The organism is Sphingobacterium sp. UBA865, from assembly GCF_002295765.1.
GTDB lineage: Bacteria > Bacteroidota > Bacteroidia > Sphingobacteriales > Sphingobacteriaceae > Sphingobacterium > Sphingobacterium multivorum.
On record NZ_DBGB01000031.1, the window covers coordinates 356,820 to 374,855 of the forward strand.

Below are 18,036 nucleotides of genomic sequence, written 5' to 3' on the forward strand. Positions count from 1 at the left end.
GGTTTTTGGAAGGTTTAGTATCCCGGATTTTGTGGGAAGGCTGCACCAGTGTTACTGTCGATAACCTCTTGTGGAATAGGCCAAAGAATAAATTCTTTTTTCACCACATTTTTCGATTGTGTGTTTAACGTTTGCACGCGGCGTAAAAAGACATCCTCACCGAAACGGGCAAGGGTCATGCGACGCATTTCCTCACCAATAAGCTCGCGGGCGCGTTCGTCGAGAATCAGATCCGCATTGATCGCTGCGGCATCGATTAATGACGCTTTTGCACGGGCACGGACAGCATTGATGGCATCCTTAGCTTGTGCCGGTTTATTGGCACGCCAGTATGCTTCAGCCAATAGCAGGTAAGTTTCGGCCAAACGTACTTTCACACGGTCCTTCATATTTCCTTCAAATGCAGGGTCAACAGCTGTCTTTCTGTAGAAAAATTTGGTTGTTGTCGGGAACACGTTGCCTGATTCTTTGATCGCGTCAGTAAGTACGATCTTCTTGCCATAAAGTTCAGGTACGGAAGGATCGTTATAATACCAATCGCGTTTGATATTGAAAGAAGAATTTCTGACATCCTGTTTTTCATAACTATCCAGCCACCATTGGTAAGGGCGTACGTGCCCAAGACCTCTTCCTCCAAGTGAGTCGGCCAAGGCAAATCCTTTTTGTTGTGAATAGAAAGGAACCCACGCGCGTTTGCTCCAATCGGTGTAGCGGTCGCCACCTCCTTGTGTATTGTATTCCAATTGGATGGCCCAGATGGTTTCTTGATTGCCGGAACCGCGATTTTGATTGTTTTCGATAAACATATCGTGGAAATAATCCCCGGGTTTATCTTTTTCGGCACCAAAACGTTGATTGTTCAATTTAAAGTAACCACTTTGAATAACTTTGTTGGCAGCTTCTGCAGCTAAATCAGGCTGTCCAGCTTCGATATATGCTTCTGCCAGGTAGTGTAAAGCAGCCCATTTCGTCAATTTCCCTTCCTGAATTGTTCCTGGATTGTCGGGTAGGTTTTCACTTGCATACTTAAGGTCTTCAATCATGTGCGTCAAGATTTCAGCTTTCGGTGTACGCGTGAAATCACGACGGGGTGTTTCGGATACTTTGTCCACCCAAGGCACATCGCCGTACAGGTTGACTAAGTAGCGATAACTGTAGGCACGGAAGAAACGAGCCGTTGCTTCCACACGTTTTGGATCGTTGTCCTTGTCTGTCCAGCTCGAAGCAGGAGTTAGCGTATAATTGCTGAATGGAGCCAATGTAGCGTCTGTACCTGTGGTTTTGATAGCAACGATATCTGTTCCGACCTGTAACGCCTCCTGTGGAGTTGCTCCTTGGGAAAAGATACTACCGTTCCAGGTCAGGAATTCCATGCGGGCATAAGAGTATAAACCATTTAGTCCAGCTTCGAAGCCTTTCGTATTGATATAGGTATTATCAGGTGACTGAAAGCTGCTGGTGTCTTCATTTAAGAAGTTCTTGCTGCAGCCTGTAAAAAGTAAGCTTAGGCCAGCTAGCATTGTATATAAAGTTGTATTTCTTTTCTTCATGATCTTGATGTGTTTAGAATTGGACATTTATTCCCAATGAGAATGTTCTCGCAACAGGATAAGGACTGGCAATATTTGTCGTTGTTGGATTACCTGTGGTCGAACTTACGCTCAATGCCTCTACGTTGTAACCTTTGATTTTGGAGAATGTATAGAGGTTACGGGCGTTAATAAATGCTTTAATGGAAGAGAGATTCAATCTTTTTAGAAAATCGCTATCAAAGGTATAGCCCAAAGTCCCTAACTCGCCAATAGGATGAATTGATATAATACGTATGGTTGTTTACTGGCGTGTATCCAGGGGATGGGATGTCTGTGTTTGTACACTCCGGTGTCTAGTAAGGCATGTCAGCAAGATAATTGGCGCCGTTGTTAGGTAAGAAACGTTCGATGTTTTTGAAATCATCTATTTTCGTTCCACCAAATGCCCCATTCATAAAGAACGACAGGGAGAAATTTTTGTACGTGAAATCATTGCCTATACCGAGTGTATAAGGTGATATTTTGTTCCCAATAATGGTACGGTCATTGGCATCGATTATACCGTCGTTGTTGAGGTCTGCTAACTTGGCATCGCCAGGTTTCGCTTTAGGTTGATAGGAGTTTGCGATGTCGTCGCCCTCTTGCCATACACCAATGACTTTATAGTCGTAGAATATACGGATAGGCTTTCCGATTAACCAGGCATTGGTCAAATCATCTTTTCCGTCAGCGCGCAGTTTGGTGATTTTATTGTTGTTATAAGCAAAGGTTGTATTTACATTCCATTGGAAATGGTCATTTTTGACAGGTATGGCATTCAAGGTAACTTCTATCCCTTTGTTGGAAGTTTCACCGATATTGGTCAAAATGGTGTTATAGCCGTTCATGACAGGGACCTGTTCACTTAATAAAAGATCCGATGTCTTAGAGGAGTAGTAGTCGATCGTTCCTGAAAGTCTATTTTTGAGAATCCCAAAATCCAAACCAAGGTTTAATGAAGCTGTCGTTTCCCACGTTAGATTGCTTCCACGGCCATTGAAATTCATCACAAGTCCTTTGACTGGATCAAGACCATAAATATAATCGACGTTGGTCAGACGGTCATAAGTTTGATAAGGTGATACGGCCTGATTTCCATTTTTACCATAAGAAACACGAAGTTTTAACAAGTCGAAATAGTCCTGCACATTCCCTTCTTTAGAAATTACCCAGGCTCCTGCAACGGATGGGAAAAATGCATATCGGTTGTTAACAGAAAATGCGCTATAACCGTCCGAACGACCTGTTAAGGTTAATAGGTAACGATCCTTAAAGGCATAGTTGATTCTTCCCATATAGGAAATCATCGCTGTATTTTGAAGGTTGGATTCGATCTTAAGATTTTTAGAGGCAGAAGCCATGTTGTTATATCCGGCATCTGATACAAAATCGTCTCCATTCATTTTTGAAGTTTTCAAATTTGTTTTCTGGGAAGAATAGAGGCCCACGACATTGATCTTATGGTCACCAAAGGTAGGGTCATAGGTCAAGAGATTTTCCCAGGTCCAGTCCCAGAAATGCTCATTGTAAATTGATCCGGTACCATTCACGCCGCGTCCTGTGACCGTATTTGAGCCATAGTAGGAGTTTTCGTTAATATTTCGGTAGTTGGTTCCGAAGGTGGTTTTGAAACTTAATCCTTCAATAGGGAGTTTCACATCAAGCCAAGTATTCGCATAGACCGTTCTTCTGGTCTGATCCCATTGGCCTTTTTCGTCTGCGAAAGGGTGTGCCCACAAGGTTTGTGCGTACATCGGGTACGTTACAGCAGTGCCATCGGCATCACGGTTTTTACTGTAAGGGGAAAGTTTTACAACACTTTCAAGGTTAGGCTGTACGCCGTCACGGTTCCCTTGAGAAGCCTGCATGGTCATTCCTAGCTTTAACCAAGAGCTTAAACTTTGGTTGAGGTTTAGATTGACATTATATCTTTCGTAGGGCGTGTTTTTTACCACACCATCTTGATTTAGGTAGCTTACAGATGCATAATAATCGGATTTATCCGTTCCACCCGAAAAACTGAGTTGATGTTCCTGAATGGGAGCGCCACTATTGAATACTTCGTCCTGCCAATTGACTTCTTCCCCTTTTTTGTATTGTTCTAATACGTTGGCAAAAAGATAATTTTCTGGGTTGAGCTGATCGCCGGTTTTTCCTTTCGAAGCCTGGTAATCACGCATAAATTGGATGTACTGTGGACCGTTCATCAATTTAAGGCGGCGTTCTACACTTTGAACCCCAAAATAGCCGTTGTAATTGATGCGTGCTTTCCCTGCGGCACCCTTTTTTCAGGTGATGAGGATAACGCCATTTGCAGCTCTTGAACCATAGATTGCGGTGGATGAAGCATCTTTCAGTACCGAGATACTGGCAATTGTATTGGAAGAGATATCGCCCAGGGAGCCACTAAAAGGAATTCCATCCAGGATAATTAGGGGTGCATTGGACGCCGAGATCGAGTTCTCACCGCGGATATTGATAGAAGCTGTTTCGCCAGGTTTGGCCGAACCGGAATTGATCGCTAAACCAGAAATCTTACCCTGAAGTTTATCGACAACATTCGGTGAATTTATTAGTTCCAGGGATTTTGCTTCAACTGTACCGATACTTCATGTCAAATCGCTCTTTTTCTGTTTACCATAACCTACGACCACAACTTCATCCAAAACATCCTCGGATTTTGTCAAGGTTATTTGTGCTGCTTGTGATACGGGAACTTCTTTCGCCGTAAATCCGATCGAGTTAAATGTTAGGATGGCACTTTTTGAACTGACGTTCAGTGAGAAGATTCCGTCTTGATTGGTTGTCGTTGCTGCCGCTTTACCTTTTTCAGAAACGGTAACCCCGCTTATTGGTTTCCCGGTTTCATCAATGACCTTTCCGGAGACGACCTGCTGAAAGGGTGAAAGACTGGTTATTGCAACTAAATTACGTGGGTTCGCTACCCCGTAAATAGGTGCCGCTAATGACAAGATTGATAATGGTGTCAGAAGGATGAGATGACTCTTTTTGACCATAGGTGTGTAATTTAGATTCAGTAAGTGTTTAATGCGGCAATTATAAAGAAATAAACCTTTGGCAATTCTATTGCTTCTTGGAACAAACGATTGCATGAACTACGAAAACGTTATAGAAATGGGTATTTGTAATGAAAATTGGAGCTAATAAAAGCTGATTTGTTCTGTTAGGAACTCGGATCGTTAATAGCCTATGTACCTCGAGCGTTTTTAGTGTTGTTCAGTTATGTCATCACGATGCCATACGTCGAAAAAAGGGATGAAATCGGTTAAAAGAGTCGTTTTTCTGCTCTTTTTTTAGTATTTTGGGGTAATTTGCTCTTTGTAGCCCATCCCGTTAGCTACCTGCGGATTCGTTTAAGATTGATTTTTTGGCTAAATTTGTGTTTTAGTAGCTAAGGGCTGATGCTGTTTTTCCTCAAAGTCTTTGTTTTTTTGCGAGAAAGAACCTTCAGCTTGCTTTTGTAATTGTGGTATACCACGTTATGAAGCTTATATTATTAGTATTTATTTAAATAGAAAATTATGTCTATTGTAAGAGAGTCCGATCTGATTGGAATTGGAAAAAAATTTCAAATTGAAACCGATGCGGGAGACAATATGGTTGTTGTTATCCATGACGATGGTAGACGGGAACTTTATCGCTATGATGACGAGGAGCATGAGTCACGTTGCGTCATGACACTCAATGACGATGAATCTCGGCAGATTGCGGGTATTATCGGTGGCTTGTCCTATAAGCCTAAAGCATTGGAGACAATTGAAGTTGCTTTGGACGATTTACGCATTGAATGGTACAAAGTGGAAGGCAAAAATGAGGGTGCTGGTAAGACAATTGGAGAGCTGGAAGTTCGTCAACGTACAGGCGCATCGATTATTGCTGGGATACGGGATGATGATACGGTTATAAATCCAGGACCGTCTTATTTGATTAGCCCAGGCACCACACTTGTCATCGCTGGAAAGAAGAATAATATTAAACTTTTGAAGGAAATTTTACTGTAATTTATGCTATCACATACCTTAATTCTGGAAATTGGAATCGCTGTAGGACTTGTTGCCATTGTTGGCCTAATAGCTAATAAGCTTAAGTTTTCTGTTATTCCATTTTTCATTATTATAGGAATGGTTTTGGGGCAGCACGCTCCGCAGGTTGGTCTGGTGGATTTAACATTTACAGAAAGTAAACCCTTTATAGATTTCATGGGACGGTTGGGTGTATTATTCCTGCTGTTCTACTTGGGACTTGAGTTTTCGGTCAATCGGCTGATTAAGTCCGGTAAAGCAATTGTCACCGGTGGGACAATTTACGTCTTATTGAACTTTACTTCAGGTTTGTTGATCGGATGGCTAATGGATATGCCATTTAAGGAGATGATGGTGTTATGCGGTATCATGACGAGTTCATCCACGGCCATTGTTGCAAAGGTGCTGACAGATCTCAAACGTACAGCCAACCCGGAGACGGAGGTGATCATGGGAATGATTATGTTCGATGACCTGTTTATAGCGATGCATATTTCTTTCCTTTCGGGCCTGATACTGACAGGAAGCAGTTCGTTTTGGACGGTAGCTGGAACTTCCTTACTGGCTTTGGGATTTATATTGGCCTTTTTGATTTTGGGCAGAAAACTGGTGCCTGCGATCGATCGCTTATTGAAGGAAAAAACTTCTGAATTATTTATATTGATCATCTTTGCCTTACTTTTTATTGTGGCAGGTTTCTCCGAAACCATCCATGTTGCGGAGGCTATCGGGGCATTGATGGCCGGCTTAGTGTTGGCGGATTCGCAATACATCAAAAAGATTGAATCGATGGTGCTGCCCTATAAGGACTTTTTTGGGGCCATGTTTTTCTTTAGTTTCGGATTGTCTATTGACATTATGTCCCTTGGAGGAGCTGTCTTTTGGGCTTCGATTGCAGCGCTGGTGACGGTGATGGGGAATCTTGCTTCGGGCTATTTTGCAGCTAAATTTTCGGGTATGAAACCTAAAACGTCCTTTGATATTGGTTTTACCTTGTCTGCACGGGGGGAGTTTTCCATTATCATGGCAAATATTGGTAAAGCAGGGGCTTTATTACCCGTTATTCAATCCTTTGTGGTCGTATATGTGCTCATTCTTTCCATTGTATCCCCACTATTGACCAAAGAGTCACGTAAGCTTTGGAAATTACTTTTCGGTGCGGATGCCAATAGTGCCAAGCCTTTGAAAAAGTTGAGCGATTTGGAAAACAATCAGGGCAGATAGACCTGCGGATAGGGTACAGCTCAAACGATGTTTTAGGAGAGGCATATAGCATATACAAACAAAACGGGGCTTTCCAATATTCTTGGATAGCCCTGTTTTGTTTGATTAGTCGGTGAATTTTACAAAAAACCCAGCTCCAGTTTTGCTTCTTCAGACATCATGTCTTTTGTCCAGGGTGGATCAAATGTCAATTCGACCAATGCTTCTTTGACACCTGCTACAGCAGCAACTTTTTCCTGAACTTCATTCATGATTTCGCCTGCCACGGGGCAGCCAGGAGCAGTCAGCGTCATTACAATCTTTGCAATACCCTCTTCCTTCGTAATGATTTCATATACAAGCCCCAAATCCACAATATTTGCGGGTTTCAGTTCAGGATCATAAATTGTTTCCAGTACAGCTTGGATTTGTGGCGCTAGACCCAGTTTATCTAATATAATGATACTCATTTATTCCGTTTTTTATCGTGAATAGCGTCCTGATAGATCGCTAATAATTTCGCTTCATTTATTTCAGGAGTAAAATTACTAAAATAGTAAGCAATACAGGTCTTTCTTATCTCATCTTTTTCATTTGTTGTTTTTGTGCTCCACTCCGTTAAGCATTGGATAATATCGTTTTTGTTGTGGGGATCGAACGTTTGTCCTGTTTTGCCGGGGATAATCAGTTCGGGGAGCGGGCCTAAATTGGAGCAAAGCACAGCTGTTCCGACTGAATAAGCCTCAAGAATCGTAATCGGCATCCCTTCAAAACAAATCGATGGTACAAGTAAAGCCTGTGCTTTGGCTATCAAGGGAAGTATTTCTGATCTCTTTTTAAAACCGAGGTAGGAAATATTCGCCTGGTGTTTAATGCTTCTCAAAACCTCATTTTCGAGCGGACCGCCGCCGATAATTGCTAGTTGAAAATCTGTGCCGATGAAAGCATCGATCAGCTGTAATATCCCCTTTTCATCTGAAAGACGACCGACATATACAAAGTGGGCCTGCGGACCCTCTGGTGCTATTGTCGTAGGAAAGACAAAATTCGGTTTGATCGCGAATTTAGTAGGCGGAAGATGCAAGGTCGATTCAACGAATATGTTCTTTGCAAAGGAGCTTAAATTGATGTAGCGATTTACTTTTGCCCAAGTTCCAATTTTGCGGTGAAACCAGTAATTCAGTGCGAGAAGAAATGTTTTTACTATCGAGTTGTTAAATGCTTTTTGTCGGACGGCTGTCCACGGAAACTCCTCTTGGAGTGAGTCCAGAAAGAGACGGTTGTGATGGTACAGTGTCGCCGAAGGGCATAGTAAACGAAAATTGTGCAGGGTCATGACCTGGGGGACGCCGAGTTTGGCAATGGTACGCACGATAATCGGGCCTGCTGCATAATGCGTGTTGTGAACGTGAACGATGTCTGGTTTAAACGCCCGAATTATTTTTTTGACACGTTGAGCAGCGCAAATATTCCAAAAAGATCCTATTGTCTGTAGTGCACCCTGCAACCCCTTTTTATTTTGAAACGTTAGCGTTTGGACCTCATGTCCTTGCGCGAGGAGGGAAGATTCCTGCTGAAATACAGTGTCTTCACCACCAGGATCTTGATAAAATGTATGGATAATCAGTATGCGCATAATAAAAGACTTATACAAATGTACAATTTTGAGGTGACTTCCTTTAAAGGGACAAAATTGCCATTTCTATATGATTATTGCTATATTCGCAAGATTCGATCGTAAAGATATATGCAACATTTACAACAACTCGTGATAGAGGCGATAGAGACAAGTCAATTTCCTGAAACACCATCAAATTTATATGATCCGATACGGTATATATTGACTTTGGGCGGAAAGAGGGTTCGACCTGTGCTGACATTGATGGCCGCCGAATTATTCGGCATGCAAGAGATGGAGGAAATTATCCCTGCTGCCAAAGCAGTGGAGTTTTTTCATAACTTTTCACTGATCCACGATGATCTGATGGATAAGGCTCCTTTAAGAAGAGGTAAAACGACAGTTCACGAAAAGTGGGATGCTAATATTGCCATATTGTCTGGAGACGGCTTGTTGGTCAAAGCGTATGAGGAAATTTCAAAGTGTAATCCTATTTACTTGCCTGCAACTTTGAAAATTTTGAGTAAAGTGGCTATGGAGGTATGTGAAGGCCAGCAATTAGATATGGATTATGAGAGCCGGGATTCGCTGACAATGCCTGAGTATCTTGAGATGATCCGTCTTAAAACTTCGGTGTTATTGGGCGGAGCATTACAGTTGGGGGCTATTCTGTCGGGAGCAGATGAACAGCAACAGCAGCTGATCTACGATTTTGGAGAGAACGTAGGCTTAGCATTTCAATTACAGGACGATATCTTGGATGCATATGGAGATCCAGATACCTTTGGAAAGATTGTTGGTGGTGATATCATGATCAATAAAAAAACTTTTTTATTGGTGAAGTTGATGGCAGTAATTTCGGATGATGATAAGACGGTTTTACAAGCCCTATTAAATGCCACTATAGAGACTGCTCCATCAAAAGTAGCGGATATGCTTGCCTTATACGAGAAGTATGCGATTAAAACTGCGGCCGACGAGTTGAAAGATAGCTATACGCAACGGGCATTTGAAAAAATGGAAGCATTGAATGTACCAAATGATCGCAAAGAAGCGTTATTAGTGTTAGCAAATAACCTTTTGGTAAGACAGCAATAAGTATAAATTCTATTAAAATTCGTATCTTGCCATTAAATGTTTTTTTTGTAAGAAAATAATTAAATAAATTTTTAGATTACGTTCATGGAGCCTTTAAAAATCACCGTATTTCAAGCATATTTATTCTGGGAAAATATTGAGAAGAATCTAAATAATCTAGCCTTGAGACTTTCCTCATTGCGTGAGAAAACGGATGTTATTATTCTCCCCGAAATGTTTAATACAGGCTTCACGAATAATGTCGAGAAATGTGCAGAACCTGCAAATGGACCTACGACAAGATGGCTATTTGAAATGGCAAGCTCACTTAACTGTGTTGTTGCCGGTTCTTTGATTATCGAAGAAGGTGGGAAATACTATAATCGCTTTGTATGGATGTTTCCAGACGGTAAATATGTAAAATATGATAAACGTCATCTTTTCGGATTATCCAAAGAAAGCGAGTACTTTGAGCCAGGAAATGAACGTATCCTGGTTGATATCAAAGGATGGAAAATCTGCCCGATGATCTGTTATGACCTGAGATTCCCAGTCTGGTCTAAAAATCAAAACGGAGCATATGATATTTTAGTGTATACCGCCAGCTGGCCAGACAAGCGCTCAGCACATTGGAGAGCTCTTATTCCGGCACGTGCAATAGAAAACCAAGCTTATGTTGTTGGGGTAAACCGTGTTGGGCACGACGGTAATGATATTTACTATTCTGGTGGCTCTATGTGTATATCCCCTCTTGGTGACGTGGTGTATTATAAACCGGAAGATGAGGACTTGTATACCTTTACCTTAAATCCGAACGACCTGTTGGAAGCACGCGAGAAATTTCCTTTCTTAAAAGATTCCGATTCTTTTTCAATCGGATAACATCCTCTAAATTAGGTACAATTGCAAGCATTTATTTTTTCTGAGAGTGCCTGATCTTATTGGTCAGAAAGAACCTTCAGTTTGATTTAATTGCTGTTGGTGTTTGCAAAGTTGTGAAGGTTTTGTTTGTATCCTTTTTATTTATTAAATTCAGTCTAGTATAAATCAAATTGTTATGATTTATCAACATCTACTTATGACATGTTGATAAAATTTTGTTTGAGACAGCTATATTAAAGCGTAATTTAGGCTAACTATTAGCCAAAATACGTTTAGCTTTTTCTCATATTGGATTAAAGACGACGTTTTATTATTAAAATAAGTTGCGTAAACAACCATAACCATTATTCATATGTTAGACCAAGATTTAGTATCACAAGAGTATTTTTATAATTTCTTAACAGGGAAATACTCAATTGCAGTTATGCGGAGATTACAGCGTAATCTCAAGGAGGCCGGGTTAAACATTACTTCTGAACAATGGAGTATCATGTATAACCTGTGGGTAGAAGAGGGACTCACCCAGCAGGAGCTTGCTGTTCGCACATTTCGAGATAAACCAAGTGTCACTCGATTAATTAATAACCTGGAAAGGGTAAATTTGGTTATCCGCGTTAATGATAAAAACGACAGACGGTCCAATCTGATCTATTTAACAAAAATAGGACGAAAGATGAAGGATGAAGGAATGAAGCAGGCAAAAAATACTATTGAACAGGCCTTAGGGGGCTTGGCCGACGATCAAATTGCCTTATCAAATACCATTCTGCATCGCGTACTGTTTAATCTGAAATAAAGATACTTAGTGAGGGGGTATTTTATTAGGGAACTATCAGCGTATAAAAAAGGTCCCCTATGTATTCAACATAGGGGACCTTTTTTATATGAATTTCTAGCAGTTAATCTTCGAAAAGTTTGCTTTCGAAATCTGTGTGGCTATTGACCAATTTACCTTCAGTTCCGAAATAGATTTCCTGAAAACTTAATGTCCGGATAGCATCTACCTTACGATAGAATTTATCTGCCGATACATCCGCAAGTGTTTTGAAGCCACAAGCTTCCATAATTTCGACTGTAGCACGTAATGTATTACGATGGAACTGAGCTACGCGTACATATTTATCATTTACGTCGAGTCCTTTGTATAAATGCGGCTGTTGCGTGGCAACTCCAACCGGACAAACGTCTTCATTACATTTAAGTGCTTGAATACAACCTAAAGCGAACATCATACCACGAGCACTATAACATGCATCTGCGCCTAAGGCAATGACTTTCAAGATATCGAAACCCGTTACAATACGGCTTGATACAATAACTTTAACATGTTTTTTTAAACCAAAAGCAATCAAAGTTTTCGTTACAAATGCCAATGCATCGTATAATGGCATCCCTAGGTTATCTGTAAACTCCAGTGGAGCAGCTCCCGTACCACCTTCTGATCCATCTACGGAGATAAAATCCGGGAAGATCTGTGTGTTTTGCATGGCGTGACAGATGTCGATAAACTCATGTTTATCGCCGATACAAATTTTGAAGCCGATAGGCTTTCCACCCGATAACTCGCGCAGCTGTTGTATGAAGTGCATCATTTCAGTCGGTGAGGAGAAAGCGCTATGTGCTGGAGGCGACATCACATCTGTTCCTGGAATGACGTGACGAATAGCCGCGACCTCAGGGGTGTTTTTTGCCGCTGGAAGGATACCCCCATGACCGGGTTTAGCACCTTGCGAAAGTTTCAATTCGACCATCTTCACGTTTTCACGATTGGATTTTTCTCGGAAAAGTTCCGGATCAAATTTTCCCTCCTTATTACGGCACCCAAAATAACCTGTACCCACCTGCCAGATTAAATCACCCCCATTGTTGTGGTAATCGCTGATTCCCCCTTCGCCGGTATTGTGTGCAAAGTTTTGAAGTGCAGCACCCTTATTTAATGCCGTTATCGCTGTTTTACTCAACGCACCGTAACTCATTGCCGAGATGTTGAACACACTTAAGCTATAAGGTTTTTTACAGGCTGCATTTCCAACAGTGGTGCGCAGGTCGTGATTTTCGATATGGCAAGGGAAAACAGAGTGCGCAGCCCATTCATTCCCGACAGCCTGTGGATCAGTCTGCATACCAAATGCGACAGTTTCACGTTGATTTTTTGCACGTTGGTATACGATCGAACGCTGTCTTCTGTTGAAAGGACGTCCATCCATATCCGATTCCCAAAAATATTGTCTCAATTCAGGACGAATAGATTCGAAGATATAACGGAAATATCCAACTAAGGGATAATTGCGTAGGATGGCATGTTTGGTCTGGAAACTATGGTATAACGCGATCAATAGCAATGGAAATGGGATGATAAGCAGCCAAAACCAGCTTGATGTAAATATAAATCCAAATGATACAATGATTAAATTAATCACAATCATTATTGAAAGAATGAGTTTTCTAACTTCCATAGAAAATACGATTGTTTAGTTTTAATTCGCTATTTTAATGTTTAGCCCAACTGATTATTTTATTACTCAATTAGCATTCCAAAATGCGCTTTTGGACGAAGCAAATGTACTAAAGTTCCTGAAGTAAATGGATATATTTACCCCTTGGAGGTAAGTTTTGATAAGTTTATAACCGTTTCTAACAAACTATTTTCTTTTAGTAATCTCCTGCGACAAAAGTTGATAGATTTGCTGTAAATCTGGTTTATTGCTAATAAATTGCAAATGTTTTTGCATTGTTGTGCTGTCCTGTCGGATCGCTGGTCCTGTCTGAACTGTTATTGGAATATGATTTTGCACTTTTTCTGCCGTCTCCAGGATGATTGGTTTAATTAGATCAAAGGACAAGTCGTTTTCTGCTAAGAGCTCGTAGGCCATCTGATAAAGGATGTTAGTAAAATTGTTGACCATAACCGAGGCAAGGTGGATGGCTAAGCGCTGCTGGGAATTACAAAAGATGCTCCGCGGTGCAAATGTCTGTGCTACCTGAAGCAGCGCGGCACTATTTTCATCCGTGTTACCTTCAACACAAAGTGGGACGGTCGAAAAATCGACTGCTTTATTTTTGGATAATGATTGTGGTGGATAGATGACTCCCGCATTTTTAAATCCGGCCAGTACAGAAAGATCGGTTGCTCCCGAACAATGAATAACAACACCTTTTATATCTTTTGGTAGCGCTTCTACCAGCGACACAATGGCCCGATCGGTAACGGCAATGAGGTAAAGATCAGCATGTAGGTCTAGTTCAGATAGTTGGTCAATTGCTGCGCAATGAAGAGCAAAGGCCAATGCATTTGCATTGGCCTTTGTTTTACTGTAGATCTGAACGATATGATGTCCTGTTTTTTGAAACTGTTGTCCAAAATGCGTAGCGGCATTACCGCTTCCTAAGATCACAATGTTCATTATTTAAGTGCTTTTCGTTTCTCCTCATTATTTCTTCTCACAATGGACATGATAAAACCAATGGTCATGACAATCGTTCCACACCAGAAAAAGTTGATGTATGGAAATTTAATGGCTTTAAATACGACCCATTTCTTTTCTGGAAGTGGCTTTTGATAAACCATGATTTCCAGTTTATCCTTGTCAGGTTTAATTCCCGTAAATCTGAATTTAAGCCCTTGCTCGTTGACATCTTTATTGAAGTCATAAACACCACCGTCTTTAATTAAGTAGATTGGTTGTACCTCATACTGTTTGTTGTCGGCCGAAAATACTTTTATTTTCAATCCAACCATGACATCACTGGGTCCCTTTGGAATTTTCTCTAGGTGGGCCTCTTTGTTTAAGCCTTCAATGACGTAATATCCATTGCGGTAGCGTAAGGTATCGCCAATATTTACCTGATATGTTGCCGGCTCCTCGTAGTCCTCAAAACCAGTTTTATCTTCAGCAGGAACTTTGGCGTGTGTTGCTTGACTTTCAGCTGCGGCCGCTGTAATCAGTGTATATACGTCATGCGTAACATAATGTTTGGTGGCTGGAGTACCAATCAACCCCCCCATTTTCGCGTTGTTTTGTGCAAAAGGTTGCAGCACAAAATGCTCCTTCACTTTGCCTGTTTCTTCGTCGATCCGCTCGTATTTGATTTTATAAAACGTATTTGGAGCAACAATGCTATCGCCGATATAGGTAATTTTGTATTCACCCATTTGTACAGGTTCACCCTCAGTCAGGAATAAGTTGTCGCCAGGCTTTTCTACTTTGTCGAATCCCGATACAGCGATGTAACCCGTGTTGTTGACAGAGATGACTTCGTTGGTTGCCGCGGCCACCATGGCACCGATAAGTAATAAACCAAAACCGATATGGGCTACCGAAGAACCAGCCAGTTTCCATTTACCTTTGACAGCGTCACCCAATACGCGGATATTTGCCAGAATACAGAAAATACTTGCGAAGGTGATCAAAATGTAGATCAAGTTGGTATACGTCTTCGTAAAATAGACTACAGCAGCCGTTAGGATTAAAGACACAACCAACGATGCTACAGTGGAAGCCAAAAATTTGCGGCTATCGGTACGTTTGTATTTTAAAAATTGCGTAAATCCGGTTAAGATCATCACGATGACGGCAAAACCCGATTGCCATTTGTTATAATGTTGGATTGGATCCAAAGGTGGAGCTACCTTGGTGCCAAAGATCTTGTTGAACACTGGAATTGATGTTGAAGCAATGATCTGTGCACAGGCAACAGTCAATACCAAGGCGCCAATAAACATCCAGAATTCTCTTGAATAGATATCCTCATCCTTTTCTGTGATGGGCATCTCTTTCTTTTTGACGGTAAGAAAGACCACCATGATAACCAAAAAGACAACATTGAATAAGATTAATTGTCCGCTCATGCCCAGGTCGGTAAAGGAGTGGACCGAAGTCTCTCCGAGGACGCCACTACGTGTCAGGTAAGATGCGTAGATCACAAGCACAAAGCTGATCATCGCCAAAAATGTAGCGGTGAAGTAGGAGTGGCCTGAATTCTTATAAGCAATCATGACGTGGACAGCAGCAATCAAGGTAAACCAAGGAATAATGGATGCATTTTCTACCGGATCCCATGCCCAGAATCCACCGAAGTTAAGTGCTTCATAAGCCCAGAATGAACCCATGATAATACCTGCACCTAAAATCATCACGGCAAATAAAGCCCAAGGAAGTGCTGCATTGATCCATTCTTTGTAACGTTTGGTCCAAAGAGCACCTGTTGCATACGCAAAGGGAACAATCATCGACGCAAAGCCAAGGAATAGTGTTGGTGGGTGAATCACCATCCAGTAATTTTGAAGCAAAGGGTTCAAACCATTACCGTCGGTGATAAGTGAAAGATAGTTAGCTTCTCTAAAGATTGGAATATCCATTGCTTCACGCAATAGGATAAACGGAGAGCTACCGATACGCAGACCGAAGATTTCCACACCAATAATCATGGAAGCTAAAAATGCTTGGCATAACATGACGAAAGTCATGACAGACGATTCCCAGCTTTTTGCTTTAAACAGCAAAACAGAACCTAATACTGTTTGCCAGAACATCCAGAGCCAAAAACTACCCTCCTGACCTTCCCAAAAACTGGAAATGATATAGTAGGTAGGGAGTGTCTTGGACGAGTGCGCCCAGGCATAATTATATTCAAAAAGATGATTGTATATAATATAAAATAAAGTTGCACCAATCGCCACTACGGAGACCGCATTAGCCCAAAAGGCCATACGTGCAATTTTTTTCCATGAATGCTCTTCAGGGTATTTTGTTGCAAAAAAGTAACTGATACAAGATAGAAGTGCAGCACCAAAAGAAAGTACAATAAAGAATTGTCCGATCTGCCCTGGCAGCAGGTGTTCACCAACGTAATTAACGTCCATTGAAAATTGATTTTACGAATTAATTATTGAAAGCAGTAGCATTAATCTCGGTGACGACCGATTTATCGTTATATTTTGACGGACATTTCATCAATATCTTACTTGCCCTAAACACATTCCCGTCCATTTTTCCTGTCAATACAATCTGCTCTGAACGTTCAATATCTTGAGGTTTGGCACCTCTAAAAATCACTTCACATTCTGTACCTTCGTTGTCGCGCATGAAAAACGAAAATTTGTTGGCGTCAGTTTTGGGATCATAATGAAGTGCTTTGTCTTTATTCAATTGACCTACCACATATAGTTCGGTTTTCTTTTCTTTAGCTTCGGTAAATGTCGAATAGGTACTTGAATCGGTATAGATAACAAGTATCATGGCAATTGCGACAGCAATGATAGCGATTAGAATAATTGAACTTTTTTTCATTTGTATTTACTTATTTTATAAGTGTTTGATCTCATCGTATAAATGAGCTCGTTTCACCCGGTTTGTTTTTTCTTAACGATGAATAGCTATTCCAATCTGCCAGATATCCTCCTGTTTTTTCAGAAGGATTATTACCCAAATCTGACAACGTTGTGCTCACTAAAATCCCAAATTGATTACATTTGAGACCTAATCGAATGCAAAATTACAAATAGATTCGCTAAGAAAGGAATAATGCAACTTTTCCATATTATTTATATCTATTCTAAATAGTTTGAATTAATTGGAAAAATAAGCTAGATTCGAATGCTTTTGAATAATTTGAAGTGAAATTTGCTGTTTTGGTTCTAATGATATCGCATGAATTTTACAATTTCCTGTTAATATGAGTGTTGCTTTGCGATTTTTAGGCCTCTTTTGGGCTGTTATAGTTCCCTGTTTTTTTGTTTTTGGACAGGTGAAATTCCGTAATCAGGAAATTGCTGTTCAAAATGACAATGACGTCTATCTCCTGACCGGTCAGGACCGCTATTATACAAATGGTATCAATATAAACTATAGGATTGCGTTGCCGGGGAAACTGGATAAACAGTCTTCACATACGGTATTGGATTTTGAAATAGGCCAGCGTATTTATAACGGTATCAGTATCATTGACTATAGACGGCAGGAAAAAAAATACGATAGACCGTTTGCAGGTTACCTTTATTTTAGTGCAGGAGTAACGCGGTTTTTACCGCAGGATCAGGTTGTTGAATTCAAGACCGAATTGGCGCAGATCGGTCCTAAATCCTACGGTGAAGAAGCGCAGAAGTTTATCCATCATCTATTTGGTATGTATGAGGCAACAGGTTGGGATACGCAGCTTGGAAATTCCTTCGGTATTGATTTAAGTGCAACCTATAAAAAAGGACTATATCGCAGTCAAAACCAGCAATTTGATGTGGGAATTATCGGTGAAGGGACCATTGGACTGAATAATACCAATCTGGGAATTGCGGTCCCGCTCCGGTTGGGCAAGCTGAAATCCTATCAGGCATCCACCTTTACACATGGGCATTTGACACAAGGAAGAGCAGACAATGATAAAGAATGGTATTTTATCTATCAACCAAGCATGTCCCGTATTTTTTACAGCGCAACCGTAGAGGGCGGGAGAGATCAAAATGATCCCATGGGTAAGCTATACATTATTGAGCCTTGGATGCTTAGTCATCGCATTGGTTTCAATTGGTCGAACCACAAGATCAATTACGGTATCAATTATATCTTCAATTCGAAAGAGCTCAAATCGGTGTTTCACCGGCATCAATATGGCGAGCTGTTTTTTGCGTACCGCTTTTGATCAGCCA

At 41.0% G+C, this 18,036-nt stretch carries 17 protein-coding genes; 6 read left to right on the forward strand and 11 right to left on the reverse strand.

The features are described 5' to 3' along the window. Positions 1–14: 14 nt before the first annotated feature. From B2O97_RS17555 to B2O97_RS17575, 5 genes are all read right to left on the reverse strand, one after another. Positions 15–1,550 carry a RagB/SusD family nutrient uptake outer membrane protein gene (locus tag B2O97_RS17555; protein ID WP_145329936.1) on the reverse strand — a complete coding sequence of 512 codons (1,536 nt, stop codon included), beginning with the start codon at positions 1,548–1,550 and terminating at the stop codon, positions 15–17. Positions 1,551–1,563: 13 nt separating this feature from the next. Beyond that, positions 1,564–1,749, reverse strand: a complete 186-nt coding sequence (locus tag B2O97_RS17560; RefSeq protein WP_244294549.1) for a hypothetical protein — start codon at positions 1,747–1,749, stop codon at positions 1,564–1,566. 136 nt (positions 1,750–1,885) lie between these two features. Further along, positions 1,886–3,832, reverse strand: a complete 1,947-nt coding sequence (locus B2O97_RS17565; protein WP_286767805.1) for a SusC/RagA family TonB-linked outer membrane protein — start codon at positions 3,830–3,832, stop codon at positions 1,886–1,888. A 27-nt stretch (positions 3,833–3,859) separates the two neighbouring features. Continuing rightward, positions 3,860–4,177: a TonB-dependent receptor plug domain-containing protein gene (locus B2O97_RS17570; RefSeq protein WP_312440242.1), complete on the reverse strand. Its 318-nt coding sequence runs from the start codon at positions 4,175–4,177 to the stop codon at positions 3,860–3,862. Between the two features lie 3 nt (positions 4,178–4,180). After that, positions 4,181–4,588: a carboxypeptidase-like regulatory domain-containing protein gene (locus B2O97_RS17575; RefSeq protein ID WP_236560292.1), complete on the reverse strand. Its 408-nt coding sequence runs from the start codon at positions 4,586–4,588 to the stop codon at positions 4,181–4,183. A 525-nt stretch (positions 4,589–5,113) separates the two neighbouring features. On the opposite strand from B2O97_RS17575, the gene B2O97_RS17580 reads away from it, so the two are divergent. After that, positions 5,114–5,593, forward strand: a complete 480-nt coding sequence (locus B2O97_RS17580) for a cation:proton antiporter regulatory subunit (protein ID WP_046672804.1) — start codon at positions 5,114–5,116, stop codon at positions 5,591–5,593. Positions 5,594–5,596: 3 nt separating this feature from the next. Further along, positions 5,597–6,838, forward strand: a complete 1,242-nt coding sequence (locus tag B2O97_RS17585) for a cation:proton antiporter (RefSeq protein ID WP_046672803.1) — start codon at positions 5,597–5,599, stop codon at positions 6,836–6,838. 119 nt (positions 6,839–6,957) lie between these two features. On the opposite strand, the gene B2O97_RS17590 is transcribed toward B2O97_RS17585, so the two are convergent. Both B2O97_RS17590 and B2O97_RS17595 read right to left on the reverse strand, forming a co-directional pair. Then, the gene (locus tag B2O97_RS17590; protein ID WP_070560743.1) at positions 6,958–7,287 is read right to left on the reverse strand and encodes a metal-sulfur cluster assembly factor; all 330 of its coding nucleotides are present in this window, start codon (positions 7,285–7,287) and stop codon (positions 6,958–6,960) included. Then, complete coding sequence (locus B2O97_RS17595; protein ID WP_070560742.1) at positions 7,284–8,453, reverse strand: glycosyltransferase family 4 protein; 1,170 nt, start codon at positions 8,451–8,453, stop codon at positions 7,284–7,286. Before B2O97_RS17595 ends, B2O97_RS17590 begins: the two co-directional genes overlap by 4 nt. 111 nt (positions 8,454–8,564) lie before the next feature. Here B2O97_RS17595 and B2O97_RS17600 point away from each other — a divergent pair, with 111 nt between their 5' ends. The 3 genes from B2O97_RS17600 to B2O97_RS17610 all read left to right on the forward strand — a co-directional run bounded on the left by B2O97_RS17600 (position 8,565) and on the right by B2O97_RS17610 (position 11,190). Continuing rightward, positions 8,565–9,533 (forward strand): polyprenyl synthetase family protein, encoded by a 969-nt coding sequence (locus tag B2O97_RS17600; RefSeq protein ID WP_286767786.1) that lies wholly within the window; start codon positions 8,565–8,567, stop codon positions 9,531–9,533. 84 nt (positions 9,534–9,617) lie between these two features. Continuing rightward, a complete protein-coding gene (locus B2O97_RS17605) occupies positions 9,618–10,394 on the forward strand; it encodes an amidohydrolase (RefSeq protein WP_070560737.1) in 777 nt (258 codons plus the stop codon). Between the two features lie 352 nt (positions 10,395–10,746). After that, positions 10,747–11,190, forward strand: coding sequence for a MarR family winged helix-turn-helix transcriptional regulator (locus B2O97_RS17610; protein ID WP_070560735.1), 444 nt, complete (start codon positions 10,747–10,749; stop codon positions 11,188–11,190). Positions 11,191–11,293: 103 nt separating this feature from the next. Here B2O97_RS17610 and B2O97_RS17615 read toward each other — a convergent pair whose 3' ends face one another. From B2O97_RS17615 to B2O97_RS17630, 4 genes are all read right to left on the reverse strand, one after another. Beyond that, positions 11,294–12,850 carry an FMN-binding glutamate synthase family protein gene (locus B2O97_RS17615; RefSeq protein ID WP_070560733.1) on the reverse strand — a complete coding sequence of 519 codons (1,557 nt, stop codon included), beginning with the start codon at positions 12,848–12,850 and terminating at the stop codon, positions 11,294–11,296. Positions 12,851–13,036: 186 nt separating this feature from the next. Further along, positions 13,037–13,798, reverse strand: coding sequence for a Rossmann-like and DUF2520 domain-containing protein (locus B2O97_RS17620; protein ID WP_115046578.1), 762 nt, complete (start codon positions 13,796–13,798; stop codon positions 13,037–13,039). Further along, the gene (locus B2O97_RS17625; RefSeq protein WP_115046579.1) at positions 13,798–16,257 is read right to left on the reverse strand and encodes a heme lyase CcmF/NrfE family subunit; all 2,460 of its coding nucleotides are present in this window, start codon (positions 16,255–16,257) and stop codon (positions 13,798–13,800) included. The genes B2O97_RS17620 and B2O97_RS17625 overlap by 1 nt, the downstream gene beginning before the upstream one ends. Before the next feature lie 19 nt (positions 16,258–16,276). Then, entirely contained in the window at positions 16,277–16,684 is a 408-nt protein-coding gene (locus B2O97_RS17630) for a cytochrome c maturation protein CcmE (protein WP_070560728.1), read from the reverse strand. Positions 16,685–17,069: 385 nt separating this feature from the next. Here B2O97_RS17630 and B2O97_RS17635 point away from each other — a divergent pair, with 385 nt between their 5' ends. Continuing rightward, a complete protein-coding gene (locus B2O97_RS17635; protein ID WP_070560726.1) occupies positions 17,070–18,029 on the forward strand; it encodes a lipid A deacylase LpxR family protein in 960 nt (319 codons plus the stop codon). The last annotated feature ends 7 nt before the right edge of the window (positions 18,030–18,036 follow it).

Coding starts and splice junctions, on each gene's coding strand:
- B2O97_RS17555 (WP_145329936.1), bottom strand. CDS start 1,550: ATGAAGAAAAGAAATACAACTTTATATACAATGCTAGCTGGCCTAAGC.
- B2O97_RS17575 (WP_236560292.1), bottom strand. CDS start 4,588: ATGGTCAAAAAGAGTCATCTCATCCTTCTGACACCATTATCAATCTTG.
- B2O97_RS17580 (WP_046672804.1), top strand. CDS start 5,114: ATGTCTATTGTAAGAGAGTCCGATCTGATTGGAATTGGAAAAAAATTT.
- B2O97_RS17585 (WP_046672803.1), top strand. CDS start 5,597: ATGCTATCACATACCTTAATTCTGGAAATTGGAATCGCTGTAGGACTT.
- B2O97_RS17590 (WP_070560743.1), bottom strand. CDS start 7,287: ATGAGTATCATTATATTAGATAAACTGGGTCTAGCGCCACAAATCCAA.
- B2O97_RS17595 (WP_070560742.1), bottom strand. CDS start 8,453: ATGCGCATACTGATTATCCATACATTTTATCAAGATCCTGGTGGTGAA.
- B2O97_RS17600 (WP_286767786.1), top strand. CDS start 8,565: ATGCAACATTTACAACAACTCGTGATAGAGGCGATAGAGACAAGTCAA.
- B2O97_RS17605 (WP_070560737.1), top strand. CDS start 9,618: ATGGAGCCTTTAAAAATCACCGTATTTCAAGCATATTTATTCTGGGAA.
- B2O97_RS17610 (WP_070560735.1), top strand. CDS start 10,747: ATGTTAGACCAAGATTTAGTATCACAAGAGTATTTTTATAATTTCTTA.
- B2O97_RS17615 (WP_070560733.1), bottom strand. CDS start 12,850: ATGGAAGTTAGAAAACTCATTCTTTCAATAATGATTGTGATTAATTTA.
- B2O97_RS17620 (WP_115046578.1), bottom strand. CDS start 13,798: ATGAACATTGTGATCTTAGGAAGCGGTAATGCCGCTACGCATTTTGGA.
- B2O97_RS17625 (WP_115046579.1), bottom strand. CDS start 16,257: ATGGACGTTAATTACGTTGGTGAACACCTGCTGCCAGGGCAGATCGGA.
- B2O97_RS17630 (WP_070560728.1), bottom strand. CDS start 16,684: ATGAAAAAAAGTTCAATTATTCTAATCGCTATCATTGCTGTCGCAATT.
- B2O97_RS17635 (WP_070560726.1), top strand. CDS start 17,070: ATGAGTGTTGCTTTGCGATTTTTAGGCCTCTTTTGGGCTGTTATAGTT.